The 22,305-nt window shown below is 73.6% G+C and carries 21 protein-coding genes and 1 tRNA gene; 15 read left to right on the top strand and 7 right to left on the bottom strand.

Annotated elements, in window-relative coordinates:
• Positions 1 to 159 precede the first annotated feature (159 nt).
• From DNK53_RS17810 to DNK53_RS18385, 4 genes are all read left to right on the top strand, one after another.
• Positions 160 to 1,263, top strand: a complete 1,104-nt coding sequence (locus DNK53_RS17810) for an Ig-like domain-containing protein (protein WP_110182545.1) — start codon at positions 160 to 162, stop codon at positions 1,261 to 1,263.
• 163 nt (positions 1,264 to 1,426) lie between these two features.
• Positions 1,427 to 2,197: an electron transfer flavoprotein subunit beta/FixA family protein gene (locus DNK53_RS11775; protein ID WP_239456506.1), complete on the top strand. Its 771-nt coding sequence runs from the start codon at positions 1,427 to 1,429 to the stop codon at positions 2,195 to 2,197.
• A 14-nt stretch (positions 2,198 to 2,211) separates the two neighbouring features.
• Positions 2,212 to 3,165, top strand: coding sequence for an electron transfer flavoprotein subunit alpha/FixB family protein (locus DNK53_RS11770; protein WP_110182543.1), 954 nt, complete (start codon positions 2,212 to 2,214; stop codon positions 3,163 to 3,165).
• 101 nt (positions 3,166 to 3,266) lie between these two features.
• A complete protein-coding gene (locus DNK53_RS18385; protein WP_110182542.1) occupies positions 3,267 to 6,203 on the top strand; it encodes a DEAD/DEAH box helicase family protein in 2,937 nt (978 codons plus the stop codon).
• Here the strand turns inward: DNK53_RS18385 and DNK53_RS11760 are convergent.
• Both DNK53_RS11760 and DNK53_RS11755 read right to left on the bottom strand, forming a co-directional pair.
• Positions 6,172 to 6,762 carry an SGNH/GDSL hydrolase family protein gene (locus tag DNK53_RS11760; protein ID WP_110182541.1) on the bottom strand — a complete coding sequence of 197 codons (591 nt, stop codon included), beginning with the start codon at positions 6,760 to 6,762 and terminating at the stop codon, positions 6,172 to 6,174. The two genes, DNK53_RS18385 and DNK53_RS11760, sit on opposite strands and share 32 nt — an antisense overlap.
• Before the next feature lie 7 nt (positions 6,763 to 6,769).
• On the bottom strand, positions 6,770 to 8,368 hold the full coding sequence (locus DNK53_RS11755) for a lysyl oxidase family protein (protein ID WP_110182540.1): 1,599 nt from the start codon (positions 8,366 to 8,368) through the stop codon (positions 6,770 to 6,772).
• 72 nt (positions 8,369 to 8,440) lie between these two features.
• Between DNK53_RS11755 and DNK53_RS11750 the strand changes: the two genes are divergently transcribed.
• From DNK53_RS11750 to DNK53_RS11725, 7 genes are all read left to right on the top strand, one after another.
• Positions 8,441 to 9,691 (top strand): glutamate-5-semialdehyde dehydrogenase, encoded by a 1,251-nt coding sequence (locus tag DNK53_RS11750; protein ID WP_110182539.1) that lies wholly within the window; start codon positions 8,441 to 8,443, stop codon positions 9,689 to 9,691.
• 47 nt (positions 9,692 to 9,738) lie between these two features.
• Positions 9,739 to 9,888 carry a hypothetical protein gene (locus tag DNK53_RS17805; protein WP_204163898.1) on the top strand — a complete coding sequence of 50 codons (150 nt, stop codon included), beginning with the start codon at positions 9,739 to 9,741 and terminating at the stop codon, positions 9,886 to 9,888.
• A gap of 2 nt (positions 9,889 to 9,890) precedes the next feature.
• The gene (nadD, locus tag DNK53_RS11745) at positions 9,891 to 10,511 is read left to right on the top strand and encodes a nicotinate-nucleotide adenylyltransferase (protein ID WP_275425754.1); all 621 of its coding nucleotides are present in this window, start codon (positions 9,891 to 9,893) and stop codon (positions 10,509 to 10,511) included.
• Positions 10,508 to 10,876 carry a ribosome silencing factor gene (gene rsfS, locus DNK53_RS11740; RefSeq protein ID WP_110182537.1) on the top strand — a complete coding sequence of 123 codons (369 nt, stop codon included), beginning with the start codon at positions 10,508 to 10,510 and terminating at the stop codon, positions 10,874 to 10,876. Before nadD ends, rsfS begins: the two co-directional genes overlap by 4 nt.
• Complete coding sequence (locus tag DNK53_RS11735) at positions 10,869 to 11,495, top strand: histidine phosphatase family protein (RefSeq protein WP_110182536.1); 627 nt, start codon at positions 10,869 to 10,871, stop codon at positions 11,493 to 11,495. The genes rsfS and DNK53_RS11735 overlap by 8 nt, the downstream gene beginning before the upstream one ends.
• Before the next feature lie 71 nt (positions 11,496 to 11,566).
• Positions 11,567 to 11,639: transfer RNA gene (locus tag DNK53_RS11730), tRNA-Ala, on the top strand.
• Between the two features lie 74 nt (positions 11,640 to 11,713).
• Entirely contained in the window at positions 11,714 to 12,133 is a 420-nt protein-coding gene (locus DNK53_RS11725; RefSeq protein WP_110182535.1) for a hypothetical protein, read from the top strand.
• Positions 12,134 to 12,140: 7 nt separating this feature from the next.
• Here DNK53_RS11725 and DNK53_RS11720 read toward each other — a convergent pair whose 3' ends face one another.
• Together DNK53_RS11720 and DNK53_RS11715 are read right to left on the bottom strand one after the other, a co-directional pair.
• Positions 12,141 to 12,758 carry an FMN reductase gene (locus DNK53_RS11720; RefSeq protein WP_110182534.1) on the bottom strand — a complete coding sequence of 206 codons (618 nt, stop codon included), beginning with the start codon at positions 12,756 to 12,758 and terminating at the stop codon, positions 12,141 to 12,143.
• Complete coding sequence (locus DNK53_RS11715; protein ID WP_110182533.1) at positions 12,755 to 13,921, bottom strand: LLM class flavin-dependent oxidoreductase; 1,167 nt, start codon at positions 13,919 to 13,921, stop codon at positions 12,755 to 12,757. Before DNK53_RS11715 ends, DNK53_RS11720 begins: the two co-directional genes overlap by 4 nt.
• 100 nt (positions 13,922 to 14,021) lie before the next feature.
• Between DNK53_RS11715 and DNK53_RS11710 the strand changes: the two genes are divergently transcribed.
• Positions 14,022 to 14,474: a MarR family winged helix-turn-helix transcriptional regulator gene (locus tag DNK53_RS11710; protein WP_110182532.1), complete on the top strand. Its 453-nt coding sequence runs from the start codon at positions 14,022 to 14,024 to the stop codon at positions 14,472 to 14,474.
• Between the two features lie 18 nt (positions 14,475 to 14,492).
• Here DNK53_RS11710 and DNK53_RS11705 read toward each other — a convergent pair whose 3' ends face one another.
• Both DNK53_RS11705 and DNK53_RS11700 read right to left on the bottom strand, forming a co-directional pair.
• Complete coding sequence (locus tag DNK53_RS11705) at positions 14,493 to 14,969, bottom strand: (2Fe-2S)-binding protein (protein ID WP_110182531.1); 477 nt, start codon at positions 14,967 to 14,969, stop codon at positions 14,493 to 14,495.
• A 9-nt stretch (positions 14,970 to 14,978) separates the two neighbouring features.
• The gene (locus DNK53_RS11700) at positions 14,979 to 17,222 is read right to left on the bottom strand and encodes a molybdopterin cofactor-binding domain-containing protein (RefSeq protein ID WP_239456505.1); all 2,244 of its coding nucleotides are present in this window, start codon (positions 17,220 to 17,222) and stop codon (positions 14,979 to 14,981) included.
• A gap of 276 nt (positions 17,223 to 17,498) precedes the next feature.
• Between DNK53_RS11700 and DNK53_RS11695 the strand changes: the two genes are divergently transcribed.
• Both DNK53_RS11695 and DNK53_RS11690 read left to right on the top strand, forming a co-directional pair.
• Positions 17,499 to 17,879: a DUF4870 domain-containing protein gene (locus tag DNK53_RS11695; protein ID WP_204163896.1), complete on the top strand. Its 381-nt coding sequence runs from the start codon at positions 17,499 to 17,501 to the stop codon at positions 17,877 to 17,879.
• 1 nt (position 17,880) lies between these two features.
• Entirely contained in the window at positions 17,881 to 18,969 is a 1,089-nt protein-coding gene (locus tag DNK53_RS11690; protein WP_110182528.1) for an FUSC family protein, read from the top strand.
• Here DNK53_RS11690 and leuE read toward each other — a convergent pair.
• Entirely contained in the window at positions 18,966 to 19,619 is a 654-nt protein-coding gene (gene leuE / locus DNK53_RS11685; protein WP_110182527.1) for a leucine efflux protein LeuE, read from the bottom strand. The genes DNK53_RS11690 and leuE overlap by 4 nt on opposite strands.
• A 150-nt stretch (positions 19,620 to 19,769) precedes the next feature.
• On the opposite strand from leuE, the gene leuS reads away from it, so the two are divergent.
• On the top strand, positions 19,770 to 22,277 hold the full coding sequence (leuS, locus tag DNK53_RS11680; RefSeq protein WP_110182526.1) for a leucine--tRNA ligase: 2,508 nt from the start codon (positions 19,770 to 19,772) through the stop codon (positions 22,275 to 22,277).
• The last annotated feature ends 28 nt before the right edge of the window (positions 22,278 to 22,305 follow it).

Here is a 22,305-nt window from a genome sequence, read left to right as displayed (position 1 = left end):
GCGCTCCGGCGCGGACGGGGGCCTCATCGATTTGGGGGAAAGATCGGTCCCTGGGCGAGACGGGACTCGTCATCGAGGTCACATGTGGCTAGTGTCACAGCAGAGTTACGGCTGGGTAACCTACGACGCCGTAGCCGCATTCACTGGGAGGGAAACCACATGCGGAACAGTTCCATCCGGCGCCCCATGGCGCTGCTCGTCACCACGGCCCTGACGGCCGCCGGCCTGGCCGCCCTTGCACCCACCGCCCACGCGGAGAGCGTCGCGCTGAAGTTCGACTGCGGCACCGTCCTCGGCAACCGGGTCTTTACCAACGTGAGCGACACCGACCTGCCCGACACGGTGCCCTTCGGCAAGGTCCTGCCCGTCAAGGTGACCTCTCGGGTGACGGTGCCCTCCGCCACCGTCGACACGCTGCGCGGCTTCGGCGCCGTCACGGTCGAGGGTTCGTCGGTCAGCCAGTCGACGCTCAACGGCGCCCCGCTGACCACCAACATCACCGTGCCCGTGACCCCGGTCGGCGCACAGGGCACCGACCTCGTGGTCAACGCTGCCGGTCAGGGCGCCGACTTCTCCGCCACCACGCTGGGCGACAACGTCTACAAGATGGTCGAGTACACCTCGACGCTCGTCTACCGCAACGCGTCCGGTGGCACGACCATCGGCAGCGGTTCCGCCACGCGTTGCCTTCCCCAGGCCGGCCAGGACCTCACCATTGACACGATCAAGGTCGTCCAGGCCACCACGACCACCGCGCTGGCCGTGTCGGGCCGCACCGCCACCGCCACGATCGGCTCCAACGGTGGCACCCCCGCCGGCTCCGTCGACTTCGCAGTGAACGGCCAGACCATCAGTGGCACCGTCTCGGGCGGCAAGGCCACCGCCACCCTGCCCGAGCTCCCGGTGGGCGCCTACACGGTGACGGCGAGCTTCAAGCCGGCCAACGCCCAGGGCTACGCCGCCAGCAGCGGCACCGCGTCCTACCAGGGCACCGTGACCCCGCAGCCGACCCCGACGGCGGAGCCCACCCCGACGGTCACCCCCACGCCGACGGTCACGCCGACCCCGACGGTCACCCCCACGCCGACGGTCACGCCGACCCCGACGGTCACCCCGACCCCGACGGTCACGCCGACCCCGACGGTCACCCCCACGCCGACGGCGTCCCCGACCGCGACCCCGACGCCCAACCCGATCGGCGACCTGTTCGCCGGGCTCTTCGCGGCCTTCAAGAAGCTGGCCTGCAAGATCTTCAGGTGCTGACCTGACCGTCACCTGACAGTCCGACGTCGCCCTGCCGGGGCGGTGTGAGAGACCCCACCGTGGACCGAGTTCCACGGTGGGGTCTCGCAGTTGTAACCTCGCGATCACATTCGAGTGCACAGGAGGGGCCCCCGGGCCACACACCATGAACATTGTTGTCTGTGTGAAGTACGTCCCCGACGCAACTGCCGACCGCCAGTTCGAGTCCGACAAGACCGTCGACCGGGTCGGTGTCGACGGCCTGCTGTCCGAGCTCGACGAGTACGCCGTGGAGCAGGCGCTCCAGATCAAGGAGAAGGCCGGCGACGGCGTCGAGGTGACCGCGCTCTGCGTCGGCCCCGACAAGGCCGTCGACGCCGTTCGCAAGGCGCTGCAGATGGGTGCCGACAAGGGCGTCCACGTCGTCGACGACGCCATTGCCGGCTCCGACGCCGTCGCCACCTCGCTGGTGCTCGCGAAGGCCGTCGAGAAGATCGGCCCCGCCGACCTCGTCATGTGCGGCATGGCCTCCACCGACGGTGCCATGAGCGTCGTCCCGGCGATGCTCGCCGAGCGCCTCGGCCTGCCGCAGGTGACCCAGGCCTCCGTCGTGGAGACCCAGGGCGACCAGGTCCGGATCAAGCGCGACGGCGACTCGGCGACCGAGGTCATCGGCGGCACCATGCCGCTCGTGCTCTCCGTGACCGACCAGTCCGGCGAGGCGCGCTACCCGTCGTTCAAGGGCATCATGGCGGCCAAGAAGAAGCCGCTCGAGACCCTGTCGCTGAGCGACCTCGGCGTCGACGCCTCCGAGGTCGGCCTCGAGGCCGCCTGGACCGCCGTCGAGGAGACCACCGCCCGCCCGCCGCGCACCGCCGGCGAGATCGTCAAGGACGAGGACGGCTCCGGCGCCAAGGCGCTCGCCGACTTCCTCGCCTCGAAGAAGTTCATCTGAGGAGCGTCTGAGCCATGTCTGAAGTTCTCGTTGTCGTCGACCACGTCGACGGTGCGGTCAAGAAGCCGACGTACGAGCTGCTGACCATCGCCGCGCGCCTCGGTGAGCCCTCCGCCGTCTTCATCGGCGGCGCCGACAAGGCGGCCGAGGTCGCCGAGGCCGTCAAGAAGTACGGCGCGGAGAAGGTCTACGTCGTCGACGACGCGCAGATCAAGGGCTACCTGGTGGCCCCCAAGGCCGAGGCCCTGCAGCAGCTGGTCGAGAAGACCTCGCCTGCCGCGGTGCTCATCCCCTCCACGGTCGAGGGCAAGGAGGTGGCGGCCCGCCTGGCGATCAAGATCCAGTCCGGCCTCATCACCGACGCCGTCGACGTCCAGGAGGGCCCGGTCACGACCCAGTCGGTCTTCGCCGGCAACTACACGGTGACGGCCAAGGTCACCAAGGGCACCCCGATCATCACGGTGAAGCCCAACTCGGCCGCGCCCGAGGAGAAGGCCGGCGCCGGCGCCGTCGAGGAGTTCGCCGCGACCGTCTCCGACGCCGCGAAGACGGCGCAGATCGTGGCCTCGCAGCCGCGGCAGGCGACCGGACGTCCCGAGCTGACCGAGGCCGCGATCGTCGTCTCGGGCGGCCGTGGCACCGGTGGCAACTTCGAGCCGGTGGAGAACTTCGCCGACTCGCTCGGTGCCGCCGTCGGCGCCTCGCGCGCCGCCGTCGACTCCGGCTGGAAGCCGCACACCTTCCAGGTGGGCCAGACCGGCAAGACCGTCTCGCCGCAGCTCTACGTGGCGGCCGGCATCTCCGGTGCGATCCAGCACCGCGCCGGCATGCAGACCTCCAAGACCATCGTCGCGGTCAACAAGGACGAGGAGGCCCCCCTCTTCGAGCTCGTGGACTTCGGCGTCGTGGGCGACCTGCACTCCGTGCTCCCCGCCGCGACCGAGGAGATCAACAAGCGCAAGGGCTGAGGCCCGCGTCGCGAGACGCAGCCCGGCCTCGACGCCCCGCCACCCCCACGGGTGGCGGGGCGTCGTGCTGTCCCGGCCAGCCGTCCCACTACGGTCTGCCCATGACCCCGCCACCCCCGCTGCGCACCCACCAGCGCCGGGCGCTGGCGGCGCTCGAGGACGCGTGGTCGTCGGGGCGTCGGCGGGCCTGGGTGGTGCTCCCGCCCGGAGCCGGCAAGACCCGGGTGGGGCTGGAGACCGCGAGCGCCCACCTGGCCGCCGGGGACGTGAGCCACGTCGTCGTGCTCAGCCCCAACACGGCGATCCAGGCTCAGTGGGTGCGGGCCGCCCGTGAGCACGGGCTGGCGGTCGGAGCCGTCCGCGAGCTGGAGGGCGACCTCTCCTCCCTGACCTACCAGTCGCTCGCCGTCTTCGACGCCGACGACGAGGTGACCGACGACCCCTCCGTCGTGGAGGACGCGTCCGGTGCGGGACCGGACGGCGCGCCGACCCTCCTGGACCGGCTCCACCCACACGGGCAGGCCCTCGTCGGGCAGCTGGCCGACCAGCGCGGCCTGCTGCTGGTCCTCGACGAGTGCCACCACCTGCTCGAGGTGTGGGGCCGGCTCCTGGGCGAGGTGCTCGCGCTGCTGCCCGAGGCCCGGGTCCTCGGCCTCACGGCGACCCCGCCCGAGGCGCTGCGCGGCGAGCAGGCCGCGCTGGTGCGCGACCTCTTCGGCGAGACGGTCTTCTCGGCGAGCGTCCCCTCGGTGGTCCGCGAGGGGGACCTGGCGCCGTTCGCCGAGCTGGTGTGGTTGACCACCCCGACGGTCCACGAGGAGCAGTGGCTGCGGGAGGAGGGGCTGAGGTTCGCCGAGCTCACCACCCACCTGACGGACCCGACGTTCGGCTCCCTGCCCTTCCTCTCCTGGATCGACCTGCGGGCGGTGGTGCCGGTCCCCGAGGTGCTCAGCTGGGCCGCCCTGGCCCGGTCCGAGCCCGACCTGGCCCGCGCGGTGCTCCGCCTGCACCACGCCGGCCTCGTCCGGCTGCCCACGGGGGCCCGGCTCCTGGAGGAGCACCGTCGACCGCCGACGGTGGAGGACTGGGTGCTGCTGCTCCAGGACTGGCTCGGCAAGCAGGTCGCCCCCAGCGACGACCCGAGGGACGTCGAGGCGCTCGAGGTGGTGCGGCGGGCCCTGCCGTCGGTGGGCCACCAGTGGACCCGCCACGGGGTCCGGCGCGGGCGCTCGGGCGTCGACCGGGTGCTCGCCCGCTCCGAGGCCAAGACCACGGCCACCGTGGAGATCGTGGCCACCGAGGCGGCCGAGCTGGGGTCGCGGCTGCGCATGCTGGTGCTGTGCGACCACGAGCGGGCCTCCGCCACGCTGCCCACGGGGCTGCACGGGGTGCTGCCCCAGCAGTCCGGCTCCGCCGTGGCCACCCTGGCCGCCCTGGTGGGCGACCCGACCACCCGCGACCTCGCGCCGCTCCTGGTCACGGGGTCCACGGTCGCCGGGGAGCGGAGCACCGTCGAACGGCTGCGCGACCACGTCGCCGAGGCCTCGCCCGACCTGGCCGCGGACCTCGAGGTCGTGCCGCTGGAGGGCACCGACCTCTTCGCCCTCGGCGGGCGCTGGTCCAGCCGTGGCTGGGTGGTCCACGTGACGTCCTTCTTCGAGATGGGCGGGTGCCAGGTCCTCGTGGGCACCCGGGGCCTGCTCGGGGAGGGGTGGGACGCCCGGCGGGTCACCGGTCTGGTGGACCTCACCGCCGCCACCACCCTCACGGCGGTGGTGCAGACCCGCGGACGGGCGCTGCGCACCGACCCGACGTGGCCGGAGAAGGTGGCCGTCAACTGGTCGGTGATCTGCGTCTCCGAGGAGCACCCCACCGGGGACCGGGACTGGGCCAGGCTCGTCCGCAAGCACGAGGGCTTCCACGGGGTCGACGAGGACGGTGACGTGGTCGACGGCGTGGGCCACCTCGACTCCACGTTCTCCGCCTGGGCGCCGCCGCCCGTCGCCTCGTTCGCCGACCTCAACGCCAGGATGCGGGAGCGGGCCGGGCAGCGGGAGGCGGTGGCTCGGCGCTGGCGGGTCGGGACGCCGTACCGCGACGAGGTGGTCCCGACGCTGCGGGTGCTCCCCGCTCCGGCTGCGGCGCTCGGCGCCGACGCGTCGGGGCCTGCGGCCCTGGCGTCCGACGCAGCCGTCGTCAGGCTGCCGGCGCCGGATCCCGCCACGCTCGTCCCGACACCCGAGGGGATCGAGCTGCGGCGGGTGCCGGCCCCCGCGGCCGGACCGGACGGGAGCACCGCAGCCGGGGCCCGTCCCTCGCCGCTGCTCCCGCTGGGCGTCCTCGGCCTCCTGCACGGCGGGGTGGGCGTGCCGGTCGTCCTCGCGGAGGGGGCCGGCGGGCCGGTCACCACGCTCGCCGCCACCGGCCTGGGCGCGCTGGGCCTCGGCGGTGCCGCGGCGCTGGGCGTGCTGGGGCGTCGGCGCCACCGCGAGCTCGACGCCTGGGCGCGCCGGCAGCTCGCGGACGCGGCGGTGCCCTCGGTGCACCGGGTGGCCTGCGCGGTCGCCCAGGCCCTGCGGTCGACGGGTCAGGTGCGGCAGGGGCCCGCCGACGTGGTCGTCGAGGTGCACCCCGGGGGAGAGCACCGCTGCCGCCTCGCGGAGGCCACCGCGGAGGAGGGCGCCCTCTTCGCGGAGGCGCTCGACGAGGTGCTGGCCCCGCTCGGCACCCCTCGCTACGTCGTGGCGAGGCACGTGGTGCGTCCCGGGGCCGCGCCGGTCGGCCGCGCGGTGACCCGCAGGTCCGCCCTGCTGCGGCTGCGGTCGCTGCGCGCCGAGGAGACCGTGTGGCACGCCGTCCCGACGACGCTCGGCACCCACGCCGGCAAGGCGCAGCAGTTCGCCCGGGCCTGGGACCACTGGGTCGGCGGCGACCGGCTCCTCTACACGGGCTCCCCGGAGGGCGCGGGCGTGCTGGCGGCCCACCACGGGGCAGACCCGTTCGGGGTCACGACGGTCCTGCGACGCCACTGGGGCTGACGGGGACGGGCCCGAGTAGCGCCGACACGGCGGCGGCGACGGCCGGCAGCAGCACGTCGTACGCCGCGGGGGTGAGGTGGACGCCGTCGGCCAGGAAGGCGTCTGGGCCGAGCGGCGCGAGGAGGCCGGGTGGGGCGACCACCCGGCCGTCCGAGGCGAGCACGACGCGGGAGAGCCGAGCCCGGTAGTGCGCGACGACCGCCTCGGTCCGGTCCCGCTCCCGGGTCAGCCGGGCCTCGTCCACGCCCGGGGGTGCCAGCAGGACGACCGGGCAGGGCAGGTCCGCGACCGCCGCGGCGAGGAGGCTCGCGCACTCCTCGAGCGGCACCTGCTTCCAGGGGGCCGCGTCGTTGGTCCCCACCGAGACCACGGCGGCGTCGTACCGGCCCCCCACCGCGTCGGCCCGCGCCGCGGCGACCTGGCCCGCGAGGTCGCGGGAGGAGGCCCCGCCGCGCGCCCGGTTGACCACGCCCGCCCCGAGGGCCGGCACCCGGGGGCCGAGCCGGGCCAGGTGGCTGTCCCCGAGCAGCAGCACGCGCGGCGCCGTCCCCGACCTCACCCGGTGCTCACCCGCCGAAGCCGTGGGGCATCGTCTCGTCGACCAGGCCCACGGGCGGCACCTTCACGATGCGCGCGCCCGGCCGGCCGCCGAGGTGGATCCGGCGCAGGCTCACGTTGTCGGTCGTGTCGTGCTCGACGAGGTTCCCGGACGGGTTCGCCTCGACGGAGATCCAGTACCAGCCGTTGGGCAGCCCCTCGACCTTGAACGCCTGACCGGCGCGGTACTGGGCGTAGGTGTCGCCGGAGCCGGAGGCCAGCACCTCCCGGACCGCGAGCGAGCCGGGGGTGCCGCAGGCGGTGGAGAGGTCGGTGCCCTCGGGCTTCCAGTCCGCTCCCGGCACGGTGTAGTCGATCGCGTCGGTGTTGGCCAGGCAGAAGGAGACCTTGCCGGAGGTGGCCGCGACCGAGCGGTCGGCGTGCAGCAGCCGGTAGCGGGCGAAGTCCTGGAAGTGCCAGTGCTGGTGGTTGGCGCGGTGGAACCTCATCTCGCCCACCAGCTGGTGGCCCACCTGCTCGCCCTCGGCGTCGAAGAAGTACTGGTAGGCGTCCATCACGTCCTGCTGGCCGCGGCGAAAGCCGTCGACCACGAGCGGGGAGTCCCCGGCGTTCCAGACCGTCGCCGAGAAGCGCAGGTGGGTGCTGCGGCCGTTCAGCTCGATGCCGTGCGCCGGGAGCGAGCGCAGGTCGGGCCGCGGGCCGGCGGCGCTCCCCGCGGCGTCGGTCGCCGGCGGCGCGGCCGCCGGGGGAGCGGGGGGTGCGGACGGGGTGGCAGGCCGTGCCGTCGGGGCGTCGTGCTCGTGCTGTGCCCCGGACGGGTGCTCGTGGTCCGACCGCTGGACGCGCAGCACCGAGGCGAGGCGCCGGGACTCCTGGGGCAGGCCGAAGGCGTCGGCCCAGCGCGGGTTGACGCCGATCCGCACGTCGTAGCGTCCGGGGGCCAGCCGCAGCGGCTTGGTGTCGAAGGCGAGCTGGGCGGCCCACCCCGCCTGGACGCCCTGCACGGAGCCGACCGTGAACGGGTTCCACGGGCAGCCGAACGGGTAGGGCGAGGTGGCCGGGGCGTCGGGCCGGGCCCGCTCGGCCCCGTTGCCGAAGCAGGCGTCCATCCGCCGGGTCTGCACGAGGCGGCCCCGGCGGTCGCGGATCTCCACCCGCAGGAAGTGGGTGAGCCCCTGGAAGGTCCGCTGCAGGCCCGGCGGGACCGTGCCCGAGAGGTCGCCGGCGGTCCAGGTCCCGGTGATCGGCTCGTCCCAGTCCGTCCGGCGGGTCCGGACCTCGAGCGGGGCCGAGCCGGCCACCGCCCGCACGCCCCAGTCGACCCAGACCCGGTGGCGGGGGCCCTCGGCGGTCGCCTCCAGGAGGCGGGGCGCCCACAGGGTGAAAGGCGCCGCCGCGTCGGCGGACGCCACCGGTCCGGGCCAGTGGCCCGCGGCGTCGCCGCCGGCCGGGTCGCCGCCGGCCGCGCCGGCGCCGGCCGCCGGCAGTGCCGAGGCCAGCAGGGTCGCGGCCGCCGCGGCCAGGCCGGCCGCCGTGGCGGCGCGACGCCGTCCGCCGGCCGCGCTCCGGGTCGGCCCGGTCCTGCGCGCGCGTGCGATGGTCTTCATGGTGGTCCCCCGTCCCGGCCCCAAGGTGGGACCCGCATCCGTCATCATCCCGCCGCACCTAGGCTTGGCGCCATGACCGACACCCACGAGTTCCGGACGGTGGCGCTGCGCGCCCGCGAGGCGAGCCACGCCCTGGCGCTGGCGACCCGGGAGGCCAAGGACCGCGCGCTGCACGCGATGGCGGACGCCCTCGGGGCCCGTGCGGCGGAGGTGCTGGCCGCCAACGCGACCGACGTCGAGCGGGCCCGCGCCACGGGCACCCCGGCCAACATCGTGGACCGGCTGACGCTCGACGACGCGCGCCTGGCCGCGATGGCCCAGGGCCTGCGCGACGTCGCCGGGCTCCCCGACCCCGTCGGCGAAGTGGTGCGCGGGTCGACGCTGGCCAACGGCCTCGAGCTGCGCCAGGTGCGGGTGCCGTTCGGCGTGGTGGGGATGGTCTACGAGGCGCGCCCCAACGTCACCGCCGACGCGGCGGGCATCTGCCTGAAGTCGGGCAACGCGGTCCTGCTGCGCGGCTCCTCCAGCGCCCGCTCCTCCAACGCCGCCGTCGTCGAGGTGCTCCGGGACGCGGTCGCCTCGGCCGGCCTGCCCGCCGACGCCGTCCAGCTCGTGCCGGGGGAGAGCCACGACAGCGTCAAGGTCCTGATGAGGGCGCGCGGGCTCGTCGACGTGCTGATCCCGCGCGGCGGGGCAGGCCTGATCCGCTCGGTGGTGGAGGAGTCGACGGTTCCCGTGATCGAGACCGGGACCGGGAACTGCCACGTCTACGTCGACGCCGCCGCCGACCTCGACCGCGCCCTCGCGATCGTCCTGAACTCCAAGACCCACCGCACCAGCGTCTGCAACGCGGCCGAGTCGCTACTGGTCCACGAGGACGTCGCCGGGGAGTTCCTGCCCCGGGTGGTGGAGGCGCTGCAGTCCGCCGGGGTCACCATCCACGGCGACCCGGTGTTCGCCGACTTCGACGGGGTCGAGCCGGCCACCGACGAGGACCACGCCGCCGAGTACCTCTCGCTCGACATCTCCGCCCGGGTCGTCGGGTCCCTCGACGAGGCGGTGGAGCACATCCGTCGCTTCTCGACCGGCCACAGCGACGCGATCGTGACCGAGGACCAGCGCGCGGCCCGGCGCTTCGTCGCCACCGTCGACTCCGCGGCCGTCCTGGTCAACGCCTCCACCCGGTTCACCGACGGCGGGGAGTTCGGGTTCGGTGCCGAGATCGGGATCAGCACCCAGAAGCTGCACGCCCGCGGCCCGATGGGGCTGCCCGAGATGACGTCCACCAAGTACGTCGTCACGGGCGACGGGCACGTCCGCTGACGGTCCCGCCCGGGGCGGCCCGCGCCGCTGCCGCTAGGATCGACGGCATGGCGCACAACGACCTCATCCTCGCCGCGGCCGAGTCCCACACGTGGGAGGGCGTCAACCCCTGGGCCGTGGGTGTCATCACCCTCCTGATCCTGCTCGGGCTGCTGGGCGCCCTGGTCGCCTTCGGCGCGGGACGCGAGCACAGCTGAGCGTGCGCGGCCCACGTCGGGTCGGCGTGATGGGTGGGACCTTCGACCCCATCCACCACGGCCACCTCGTGGCTGCCTCCGAGGTGCAGGCGTGGCACGACCTCGACGAGGTCGTCTTCGTCCCCACCGGCGACCCCTGGCAGAAGTCCGAGCGGGCCGTCTCCCCGGCCGAGCACCGCTACCTCATGACGGTGATCGCCACCGCCTCCAACCCGCGGTTCCGGGTCTCGCGGGTGGACATCGACCGCGAGGGCCCGACGTACACGATCGACACCCTCCGGGACCTGCGCCGCGAGCTCCCCGACACCGACCTCTACTTCATCACCGGCGCCGACGCGCTCGCCGACATCTTCACCTGGCGTGACGCCGAGGAGCTCTTCGAGCTCGCCAGCTTCGTCGGGTGCACGCGGCCCGGCTACGAGATGGACGCCAAGACGCTGGCGGCGATCCCGTCCGACCGGGTGGAGATGGTGGAGATCCCCGCCCTGGCGATCTCCTCCACCGACTGCCGCCGGCGCACCGTGCGGGGTGAGCCGGTCTGGTACCTCGTGCCCGACGGGGTCGTGCAGTACATCGCCAAGCACCACCTCTACACCCCCCAGCCCCACCAGGAGACCTCGTGACCGCCACCGACCACGCGCTCGAGCTGGCCCGCACCGCCGCCGCGGCGGCCGCGGACAAGCTCGCCACCCAGGTCGTCGCCTTCGACGTCAGCGAGCAGCTGGCGATCACCGACGTCTTCCTCATCGCCTCGGCCAGCAACGACCGGCAGGTCCGCGCCGTGGTCGACGAGGTCGAGGACAAGCTGCGCGAGGCCGGCGCGAAGCCGATCCGGCGCGAGGGCGAGCGCGACGGCCGGTGGGTGCTGCTCGACTACGGCGACCTCGTCGTCCACGTCCAGCACGAGGAGGAGCGCCAGTTCTACGCCCTCGAGCGGTTGTGGCGCGACTGCCCGTCGATCGACCTGGGCGACCTCGACGGTGCCTGAGCCGCGCAGCCTCCTGCTGCTGCGCCACGGCCGTACCGCCTGGAACGCCGAGAAGCGGATCCAGGGCCAGCTCGACGTCCCCCTGGACCCGACGGGGGAGGCGCAGGCGAAGACGGTCGCCGAGGTGCTCGCCGGGTTCTCGCCGTCGTTCGTCCGTTCGTCCGACCTCTCCCGCGCCCGCGCCACCGCCGAGGTGGTGGCGGCCGCCGCGGGGCTGGAGGTCGAGCCCGACCCGCGCCTGCGCGAGTTCGACCTGGGGGAACGGAGCGGCTGGTCCCACGAGGAGTACCGCGCGCGCCATCCCGAGGAGTTCGCCCGCTTCCGGGTCGGGGAGTACGACGCGGCGCCCGGCGGCGAGCCCGTCCCGGTGCTCCTGGCCCGGACCCTCCCGGCGCTCGACGAGGCCATGGGGGCGGTCCCCGAGGGCGGGCTCGGCGTCGTGGTCTCCCACGGTGCGGCGCTGCGCGTCTCGGTGGCCGAGTGGCTCGGCCTGCCGCGCGGGGCGGGCCTGTCGTTCGCCCCCCTGGGCAACTGCCACTGGGCGCTTCTCCAGGCCGCGGTCGAGGGGGACGCCCCGGCCTCGGGCCGCCGCCTGCTGGCCTGGAACCGACACGCCTGACCCCCGATTTCGCATCCGGGGAGGCATTGGCTAACATTCTGCGAGTTGCCACCGCCCGCGGTGGAAACGATGGGGCTGTGGCGCAGCTGGTAGCGCATCTGCATGGCATGCAGAGGGTCAGGGGTTCGAGTCCCCTCAGCTCCACCGAAGCAGGAGGAAGAGGCCGGGTCACCACCCGGCCTCTTCCGCATTTCACCGCCGGCCGCCACACTTCCGGGATGGACCACGCCGTCGCCGACCGCCTCGTCCGCGCGCTCGCCGAGCACGACCGGGCCGGCCTCCTGGAGCTCCTCGCGCCCGACGTCGACTTCCGGGGGCTGACCCCGGGGCGTGCCTGGGAGGCGTCGTCCGCGCCGGAGGTGGTGTCGGTCCTCCTCGACCACTGGTTCGAGGACAAGGACGAGGTGGAGGCCGTGCTGCGCGTGGAGCACGGCGACGACGTGGAGGGCCTGCGACGGGTCGCCTACCGGTTCGCGCTGGTGAACCCCTCGGGCTCGTTCACGGCCGAGCAGCAGGCCTACCACCGCGTCGAGGGCGGCCGCCTCACCTACCTGCGGGTGCTCTGCTCCGGGTTCCGGCCCCGCGAGGCCGCCGAGGCCCGCCCCCCGGGGTCGGGGGACGGGCCTCGGACGGCCTGAGCGGCGGTCAGGAGCCGCTGGCCCGCCGCAGCAGCTCGTCGAACGGCGTGGGGTGGGCGAACTCGTCCTCGACCGTGCGGCGCGCCGGTCCTGCCGCGTCCACGCCCGAGACCTTGCCCATGAGGGCGGCGAGCTCACCGGCTGCCCGCGCGACCCGACGGTCCAGGCCCTCGTCGCCGAAGTCGTCGGTGGCGGCGAAGACGCCGGTCGGCACGACCACCGCGTGCAGGTAGGAGAAGAGCGGGCGCAGGGCGTGGTCCAGCACGAGCGAGTGCCGTGCCGTCCCGGCGGTCGCGCCCACCAGGACGGGCTTGCCGTCGAGGAGGCCCGGCTCCAGCACGTCGAAGAAGGTCTTGAAGAGGCCGGAGTAGGAGGCCGAGAAGACGGGGGTCACCGCGACGAGGCCGTCGGCCCGGCGTACGGCGTCGACGGCGCGCGACAGCTCGGGGCCGGGGAAGCCGGTGAGCAGGTGGTCGGTGAGCTGGTGGGCGAGGTCGCGGAGCTCCACCACCGTGACCGCGACCTCCTCCAGCGCCTCGGCGGTGGCGGCGGCCAGGCTGTCGGCGAGCAGCCGGGTCGACGACGGGGTCGAGAGACCTGCGGAGACCACGACGAGCGACGTCATGCGCGCACCTCCTCGTGCTGCGGCTGGGCGGCGTCCTCGGCGCGGTGGCCGGTGGCGGCGTCTGCCGCGGCGTACACCGTCGAGTCCTTGGCACCGCCGGCGGCGGCCACCATCGAGGCGTGCGTCGGCGCGTCGGGGACGTGGGCGGGGCGGCCCTCCGCGAACCCCTTGCGGAGCTCGGGGAGGATCTCGCCGAGCAGGTCCAGCTGCTCCAGGACCGTCTTGAGCGGCAACCCGGCGTGGTCGATGAGGAAGAGCTGGCGCTGGTAGTCGCCCACGTAGTCGCGGAAGCCCAGCGTCCGCTCCAGCACCTGCTGCGGCGAGCCGACGGTCAGCGGTGTGGCCTCGGTGAAGTCCTCCAGCGAGGGGCCGTGGCCGTAGACCGGGGCGTTGTCGAAGTAGGGCCGGAACTCGTTCCACGCGTCCTGGCTGTTCTTGCGCATGAAGAACTGGCCGCCGAGGCCGACGATCGCGGTGTCGGCCGGGCCGTGGCCGTGGTGCTCCCACCGCTGCCGGTAGAGGCGGACCATCTGCTCGGTGTGCGAGGCGGGCCAGAAGATGTGGTTGTGGAAGAAGCCGTCGCCGTAGAAGGCGGCCTGCTCGGCGATCTCGGGGGAGCGGATCGAGCCGTGCCAGACGAAGGGCGGGACGCCGTCGAGCGGCCGCGGCGTCGAGGTGTAGCCCTGCAGCGGGGTGCGGAAGCGTCCCTGCCAGCTCACGACGTCCTCGCGCCAGAGCCGGTGCAGCAGCGCGTAGTTCTCGATCGCCAGGTTGATCCCCTGGCGGATGTCCTTGCCGAACCACGGGTAGACGGGGCCGGTGTTGCCGCGGCCCATCATGAGGTCGACGCGGCCGCCGGAGAGGTGCTGGAGCTTGGCGTAGTTCTCCGCGATCAGCACCGGGTCGGTCGTGGTGATCAGGGTGGTGGCGGTGGAGAGGAGGATCCGCTCCGTCTGGGCGCCGATCCACGCCAGCGTCGTGGTGGGGGCCGACGAGATGAAGGGCGGGTTGTGGTGCTCGCCGGTGGCGAAGACGTCGAGGCCGACCTCCTCGGCCTTCTTCGCGATCTCGACCGTGGCCCGGATCCGCTCCTGCTCGGTCGGCGTGCGTCCGCTGGTGGGGTCGGTGGTGACGTCACCGACGGTGAAGATGCCGATCTGCATGGTGGCCTCCGGGGCTTGGGTGGGCGGGACCGCCGGGGAGCGGTCGCTGGCACTGGTCCCAACATAGGTGAAGCATCAACTATTCCGCTACCGTGGGGGCATGACCTCCGACGCACCCTGGCTCTCCGACGCCCAGCAGCGCGCGTGGCGGGGCTGGCTCGCCCTCGGCTCGCGGCTGCCGGCCGCGCTGCACCGACAGCTCCAGGCGGAGTCGGGCCTGTCGCTGCAGGACTTCGAGGTGCTCGTGCACCTCTCGGAAGCGGCGGGGAGCAGGGCCCGGGTGCTCGACCTGGCCAGGGCGCTGGAGTGGGAGCGGAGTCGGCTCTCGCACCACGTGACGCGGATGGAGCGACGCGGTCTGGTCGCGCGCGAGGAGTGCTCGGAGGACGGCCGCGGTGCCTTCGTCGTGCTCGTCGACGCCGGCCGGGCAGCCCTGGAGGCCGCGGCGCCCACGCACGCGCACTGGGTCAAGGAGGTGGTCTTCGGCGGCCTGTCCGCCGAGGACGTGGCCGCGCTCGAGCGGATCACCGGGACGATCCTGTCCCGGATCTAGCGCCTGGGCGGCGTCGGCTCACATGCGGGCGGCCCCCGCACGGATCGCCTCGCGGATCCGCGGGTAGGTGCCGCACCGGCAGATGTTGCGGATCCCGTCGAGGTCGGCGTCGGTGATGGCGCGGCCCTCGGCGGCCACCCGCCGGACCAGCGCGACGGCCGTCATGATCTGGCCCGGCTGGCAGTAGCCGCACTGCGCGACGTCCTGCTCGAGCCAGGCCTCCTGCATCGGGTGCAGGTCACGCCCGACGGTGTCGGGCAGGCCCTCGATCGTGGTCACCTCGTCGTCGGGCCTGACGGCGCCGACCGGGATGGCGCAGGGGTTCACCGCCTTGCCGTTGAGGTGGCTCGTGCAGGCCTTGCAGACGTTGATCCCGCAGCCGTACTTGGGCCCGGTCACGCCGAGCAGGTCGCGGAGCACCCAGAGCAGACGGACGTCGTCCTCGACCTCGACGGTGACCTGCTCACCGTTGAGCCGGAAGGTGTGCTGGGGCATGGGTGCTCCTCACTGGGCCCAGGTCAGGCCGTCGGTGGGCGAGGCGGGGACCGGCGGGACGGCCGGCTTCGGCTCGAAGGACAGGGTGTCGTGGTTGATCGGGAAGTCGGTCGGCATGGTGCCGGTCGCGCGCCCGTAGGCGCAGGCGACCGCGGCCATCGAGGCGGCGACCCCCAGCTCCCCGGCGCCCCCCGGCTCCGACCCGGTCGAGGGCATCACGACGACCTGGACCTCGGGCGGGGTGTTCCACTGCCGGGTGTAGAAGTAGTTGTCCCAGCTGGCCTCGAGGAAGTGCCCGTCGACCAGGTGCAGGCTCGAGGTGAGCGTCAGCGCGATGCCGTCCATGAGGCAGCCGAGCATCTGGGCCTCGAGCCCCTTCGGGTTGACGACGCGGCCGACGTCCACGGCCACCACCGCCTTCGTCACCCTCGGGCCGGCCACCCCGTCGCGGATCCGTCGCTGCGTGGTCTCGGGGCGGGTGTCGAGCTCGACGAGGACGGCGTTCATCGAGTGGTACTCGCCGTGGAAGGCGATCCCCTGGGCGACCCCGTCGGGCAGCTTCCGGCCCCAGCCGCCGACCTCGGCCACCTTGTCGAGGACGGCGCGGGCCCGGGCGTCGCGCAGGAACGCGCGGCGGAACTGGTAGGAGTCCTTCCCCATTCGCCTGGCCAGCTGGTCGACCACGAGCTCGCGGGCGCACGTCATGTCGGGGGAGTAGACGTTGCGCATGCTGCCGGTGTTGAAGCCCCGGCCGGTCTCGCGCAGCTGGCGGGTGCTGGCGCCGAAGTCGTAGGGCATGTTCTGGGAGAGCTGGAAGAACGTCTGGGAGAAGGCCACGTCCCCGACCGGCAGGCTCGCCGCCATCGCCGTGATCACCTCGCCGAGCCCGTGTCCGAGGTCGGTGGTGACGCTGGTGTGCAGCTGGCGGAAGCTGAGCACGCTGCCCGCGAGGTGGGTGGCCCGGACCCGGGAGCGCGCCATCGGGTGGGTGCGGCCCTGCCGGGAGTCGTCGGCGCGGTGCCACATGAGGCGCACCGGCTTGCCGAAGAGCTTCGACGCCTCCGCGGCCTCGAGGGCGGCGTCGAAGAAGAGCTTGCGGCCGAAGGAGCCGCCGCCCTCCGTGACGTGCACGGTCACCGCGCCGGGGGAGAGGCCCAGCCGGGCGGCGATCGCCTTCTTGGCCACGATCGGGGACTTGAGGGAGGACCAGACCTCGGCGCGGTCGGGGCGGACGTCGGCGACCGCGCAGTTGGTCTCCAGCGCGCTGTTGCTGCGGAAGCGGAAGGTGAAGGTGGCGTCCACGTGGGGGACGAGCGGCTTCAGCCCCATGGGAGCCTCGGCCCGTCGCAGCTCCTCGAGCACGTCGTCGTCGGACCTGCCCTCCACGGTCCCCGCCTTCCACGAGACCTCCAGGGCCCGCACGGCGTCGATGCACTGGCCGAAGGTCCGGGCCCGCACGGCCACCCCCGTGGAGACCACCCCGACGTCGGAGACGCCCGGCATCGCGCGGACCGCGTCGAGGTTGCCCACCGCGCGCACCTTGCCGTTGATGGTGGGCGCCCGGCAGATCATCGTCGGCCACGCGTCGGGGACCTGCAGGTCCATCGCGAACTGCTTGCGCCCCGTGACGGCGGCCAGGGCGTCCACGCGGTTGCGTGGCGTGCCGATCACGGTGAACTCGGCGTCGTCCTTGAGGGTGACCCCGACGCGCAGGACCTCCAGGCTGGCGGCCCGCTCCGCGAGCGCGCCGATCCCGATGCTGAGTCCGCCTCCCGTGACGACCCCGTCGACGAGGCGGAGCCGCCCGACGTCGACCCCGAGCTCCACCGCACCGGCCCGCAGCAGCCGCGAGCGCGCCACCGCGGCGGCGACCCGGATGGGGGTGTAGGTGGAGATCGTCGTGTTGGAGGCGCCCGTGAGCTGGTTGAAGACCAGCTCGGGCCGGGCGTCGGCCAGGCCGACCCGGACCCGGTCGAGCGGGACCCCGAGCTCCTCGGCGATCAGCATGGCCGAGGAGGTGGTGATGCCCTGCCCGACCTCGGCGCGCGGCAGCGCGAAGGAGACGGTGCCGTCGGCGTGCACCTCGACCGTGACCAGGCCCGAGGTCGGCAGGGCCGCGACGGTCATCAGGTCGTTGAGGTCGAGGATCTCGGTGATCTCGGCGGAGGGGATCCCGGACGTCGCCGTGCTGGCCTGCGCCGGTCGGCCCACGAGCCCCAGCTCGGCCGCGGCCACGAGCGTCGGCGCCGCCACGACGTACCCGACGAAGTGACGACGGGGCAGCGAGCCCCCGCTCGTCGGCCGGGCGGAACCTGCGGGAGGGCGGGGTGTGTCGGCGGTCACAGCCCACACCCGACCAGAACTCCGTCCGGAACGCCAGTCCGGGTGGCCGGACGTCCCAGCACCCGGGCCGACCCGGAACCGCCTCGGGGTTTCCCCCGGGACCACCCCGGCCGGGGAACGACCACGCCCCCTCCGATGGTTGAGTGGGGTGTGGGCGGTCGCCGACCGCCCGGGAAGGAGCACCCGATGAACGACCCCTACGCCGCCCCGCGGACGCCGATCTCGCCAGCGCAGGAGCGCACCTGGGGGGCCGGCGCGCACGCCGTGCCGCTCGTGGCCATGGTGCTCTCGGCGGGCCTGCTGGGCTTCGTCGGCTCCCTGGTCATCTACGTGATGTACAAGGACCGCGGACCCTTCGTCCGCGCCCACGCGGCCAACTCGTTGAACGTGCAGATCGTCACGGGGATCGTGCTGCTGGTCTCGTTCCCGCTGATGCTGCTGCTCGTCGGCTTCCTCACCTACGGCCTGGCGCTGGTCTTCGCCTTCGTCATGCACCTGGTGGGGGCGATCAAGGCCAACCGCGGGGAGTGGTGGAACCCGCCGCTGACCCCCCGCTTCGTCCGCTGAGGTGCGGCGACGGCACGGCGCCCTGCGCGAGCTCCTGACCGCGGACCGGACGGTCCACGCGGTCAAGGTGGCGGTGGCGGCCGCCCTGGCCTGGCTGCTGGTGGTGCCCTGGGGAGGCGTCGCCGACGAGTACCCCTACTACGCCCCGCTGGGCGCCGTCGCCTCCATCACCGGCACCTTCTCGGGCTCGCTGCGCACCACCCTCAGCAACGTGGGCGCCATCGCGCTCGGGGCCGTGCCTGCCGTCCTCGCGCTGCTGCTGCCCGGGCCCGAGGTCGCCGCGCTCGCCGTGGTCGTCCTCGTCGGGGCCTGGCTCGCGGGCTCGGACCGGCTGGGCCCCAGCACGAGCTGGATCCCCATCTCGGGGCTCTTCATCCTGGTCATCGGCCACGACGACCCCTGGACCTTCGCGGGCGCCTACCTCGGCCTGGTCGCGCTGGGCGCCCTCGTCGGGCTCCTCGTGGACACCATGTGGCCGGCGCTGCCGCTCGCCGGAGCCCAGCGCTCCCTGGACCGGCTGCGCGGGATGCTCGTCGACCAGCTCGTCGACCTCGCCGACGGGCTGGAGGCCGACCCGTTGCCCTCGGCCGCCGACTGGGCCGAGCGCGGCTGGCCCGTCCAGCGCCACTCCCACGAGATGCAGCGGGTCCTCGAGCAGGTGCGCGAGGCCCGGCAGGTGAACTGGCGCGCCTCCCGCTGGCAGGAGACCGCGGGGCGGCAGGACCGCCACGCGCGAGCCCTGGAACAGCTCGCGTTCCTCACCGAGGACGTCTACCGCCTCCTCGCCCGCACCGAGCAGTCCGACCTGGCGCACGACCAGGTCGCCCTGGGCCCCGGGCTCCGGCCCGTGGCGGCGCGGGCGCTGCGGGCCACCGCCCGCCTGCTGGCCGACCTCACCGACGACGCCGCGTCGCCCGACGGGTGGCGGACGGCACGGGACGCGGTCGAGGAGCTCGCGACCGAGGTGCGCCGCATCCGGTCAGGGTCGGACGCGGAGTTCTTCGCCGCGGGATCGCTGGTGACGGCGCTGCGCCGCACCCTCGACTCGGTCCGGCCGGTCCCGCCGGAGGACGCCGCCGCGGGAGCCTAGTGCGCCGTCGCGGTGGCCAGCTTGACCGCGAACCCGAGGAAGACCGCCCCCATCGCCGACGTGCCGGCCGCCGAGAGCGCCCGCCGCCGGCGTACGGCGGAGGCGAGGCGCGCGCCGCTGAGGATCAGCGCGCTGAGGTAGAGGAAGCTCGCGATCTCGAGCAGGCTGCCGAGCACGAGGAACGACAGCGCCGGGTGCGGGTAGGTCGGGTCGACGAACTGCACGAAGAAGGCGACGAAGAAGAGGATCGCCTTGGGGTTGACGAGGGAGACGACCAGGGCGCGCCGGAAGGGCCGCTCGACGGCGACGCTGGTGTCGACCAGCTCGGAGTCGTCGATCTCGCGTCGCCGGCGCCACAGGGCCCAGGCGGCCCGCAGCATGCCGAGCGCCATCCACCCCAGGTAGCCGGCGCCCAGCAGCTTGACCACGGAGAAGAGCGCGTCGTGGGTGCGCAGCACCGAGGCCACGCCCGCCGCCGAGAGCACCATGAGGACCGCGTCGCCCAGGAAGACCCCGCAGGCCGCGGCGTAGCCGGCGCGCACGCCCCGCCGTGCCGAGACCGAGAGCACGTAGAGCGAGTTCGGCCCCGGCAGCAGCACGATGACCACCAGGCCGACCAGGTACGCCTGCAGGTCCGTCACTCCAGCCACGAGCGGATTGTGCCACCTGCGGGGGGTAGGATGAGCGCGTGCGTGCCACCCTCCTCCTTGGCCAGCCGCGCTGATCCCCCCGACAGTCGCGGCCACCCTCCTTGTCCGGAGGGTTTTTTTGTGCCTCGCAGGAGCCGACCAGGAGAGACCATGAGCGACCAGCCGAAGACCCCCGGGACCGACCACGACGAGCGCGAGACGTCGTACGACGTCACCGCCGTCGAGAGCAAGTGGCAGCGGGTCCTCGAGGAGCTCCAGCCCTTCCGCGCCGACGACGAGGCGGTGCTGTCCGGGCGCAAGGAGAAGCGCTACGCGCTCACGATGTTCCCCTACCCGAGCGGCGACCTGCACATGGGCCACGCCGAGGTCACCGCGCTGCACGACGTGATCGCCCGCTACTGGTGGCAGCGCGGCTACGAGGTGCTCAACCCGATGGGCTGGGACTCCTTCGGCCTGCCGGCCGAGAACGCGGCGATCAGGAACGACGCCCACCCGGCCGACTACACCTACGGCAACATCGACACCCAGCTGGAGTCCTTCCGCCGGTACGGCGTGAGCTTCGACTGGTCGCGCCGGTTCAACACCTCCGACCCCGAGTACTACCGCTGGACCCAGTGGCTCTTCCTCAGGCTGCACGAGAAGGGCCTGGCCTACCGCAAGAACTCGCCCGTCAACTGGTGCCCGCAGGACCAGACGGTGCTGGCCAACGAGCAGGTCGTCGACGGCGCCTGCGAGCGGTGTGGCGCCGAGGTGACCAAGCGCGAGCTGACCCAGTGGTACTTCCGCACCACCGCCTACGCCCAGGAGCTGCTGGACAGCCTCGACGACCTGCAGCCGACCTGGTCGAGCAAGGTCGTCAACGCGCAGCGCAACTGGATCGGCCGCTCCGAGGGCGCGCACGTCGACTTCGTCGTGGAGGGCCGCGAGGAGCCGCTGACCGTCTACACCACGCGCCCCGACACCCTCTTCGGCGCCACCTTCATGGTGGTCGCCGCCGACGCCCCCCTGGCCGCCGAGCTGGTCACCCCCGAGCAGCAGGAGGCGCTGGACGCCTACCTCGTCGAGGTCCGCAAGGAGACGGAGATCGCCCGACTGGCGACCGACCGGCCGAAGACCGGCGTCTTCCTGGGGGTGCACGCCACCAACCCGCTGACCGGCACCCGGATCCCGGTGTACGCCGCCGACTACGTGCTCGCCGACTACGGCACGGGCGCCATCATGGCGGTGCCGGGCCAGGACCAGCGGGACTGGGAGTTCGCCCAGGTCTTCGACCTGCCGATCATCCGCACCGTGCAGCCGCCCGAGGGGTTCGACGGCGAGGCCTACACGGGCGACGGGCCGGCGATCAACTCCGCCAACGACGAGATCGACCTGTCGGGCATGGGGGTGGACGAGGCCAAGCGCACCGCCATCACCTACCTGGAGGGGCGCGGCCTGGGCCGGGGCACCGTCAACTACCGGCTCCGCGACTGGCTGCTGTCGCGGCAGCGCTACTGGGGCGCACCCATCCCGATCGTCCACTGCCCCGAGCACGGCGAGGTGCCCGTCCCCGAGGACCAGCTGCCCCTGCTGCTGCCCGACCTGCGGGGCGCCGACCTGAAGCCGAAGGGCACCTCGCCGCTGGGCGCCGCGACCGACTGGGTCGAGACGACGTGCCCCACCTGCGGGGGACCGGCCCGGCGGGACACCGACACGATGGACACCTTCGTCGACTCGTCGTGGTACTTCCTGCGCTACGTCTCCCCGCACGACGAGACCCAGGCCTTCGACACCCGGCTGGCCAACGCGTGGGGGCCGATCGACCTGTACGTCGGCGGCGACGAGCACGCGGTGCTGCACCTCCTCTACGCCCGCTTCTTCACCAAGGCGCTGCGCGACATGGGCCTGGTCGCGTGGGACGAGCCCTTCTCGGCGTACCTGTCGCAGGGCAAGGTGATCAACGGCGGCCGCAAGATGAGCAAGTCGCTCGGCAACGGGGTCAACCTCGGCGAGCAGCTGGAGCTCTTCGGCGTCGACGCGGTCCGGCTGACCCTGGTCTTCGCCAGTCCGCCCGAGGACAACATCGACTGGGCGGACGTCTCGCCGGCCGGTGCGCTGAAGTTCCTGCAGCGGGCCTGGCGGCTGAGCGGAGACGTCACCAGTGCCCCGGGGACCGACCCCGCCGACGGGGACCGGGCGCTGCGCCAGGTCACCCACCGCACCGTGCGGGACGCCGAGTCGCTGGTCGAGTCGCACCGGTTCAACGTCGTCGTGGCGCGCACCATGGAGCTGGTCAACGCCACCCGCAAGGCCATCGACTCCGGACCGGGCGCCGCCGACCCGGCGGTGCGCGAGGCCGTCGAGGCCGTCGCGGTGCTGCTCTCCCTCGTGGCGCCGTACGTGGCGGAGGAGATGTGGGAGCGGCTGGGCCACGAGCCGAGCGTCGCCCGCGCCGGCTGGCCGACGGTGGAGGAGTCGCTGCTGGTCCAGGAGTCGGTGACGGCCGTCGTGCAGGTCCGCGGGAAGGTCCGCGCCCGGCTGGAGGTCGCTCCCGACATCTCCGAGGCCGACCTCGAGGCCGCCGCGCTCGCCGACGAGGCCGTCCAGCGGGCGCTGGAGGGGGCCGAGGTCCGCAAGGTGGTCGTCCGCGCGCCCAAGCTGGTGAACATCGTCGTCTGACGAGGTGCGGCTTCGCTAGCCTGACCAC

Origin of the sequence: Nocardioides solisilvae (assembly GCF_003194625.1) — a bacterium.
GTDB lineage: Bacteria > Actinomycetota > Actinomycetes > Propionibacteriales > Nocardioidaceae > Nocardioides > Nocardioides solisilvae.
Note: the sequence above shows the minus strand (reverse complement) of the source record. Positions and strands in the feature narration are given on the sequence as shown.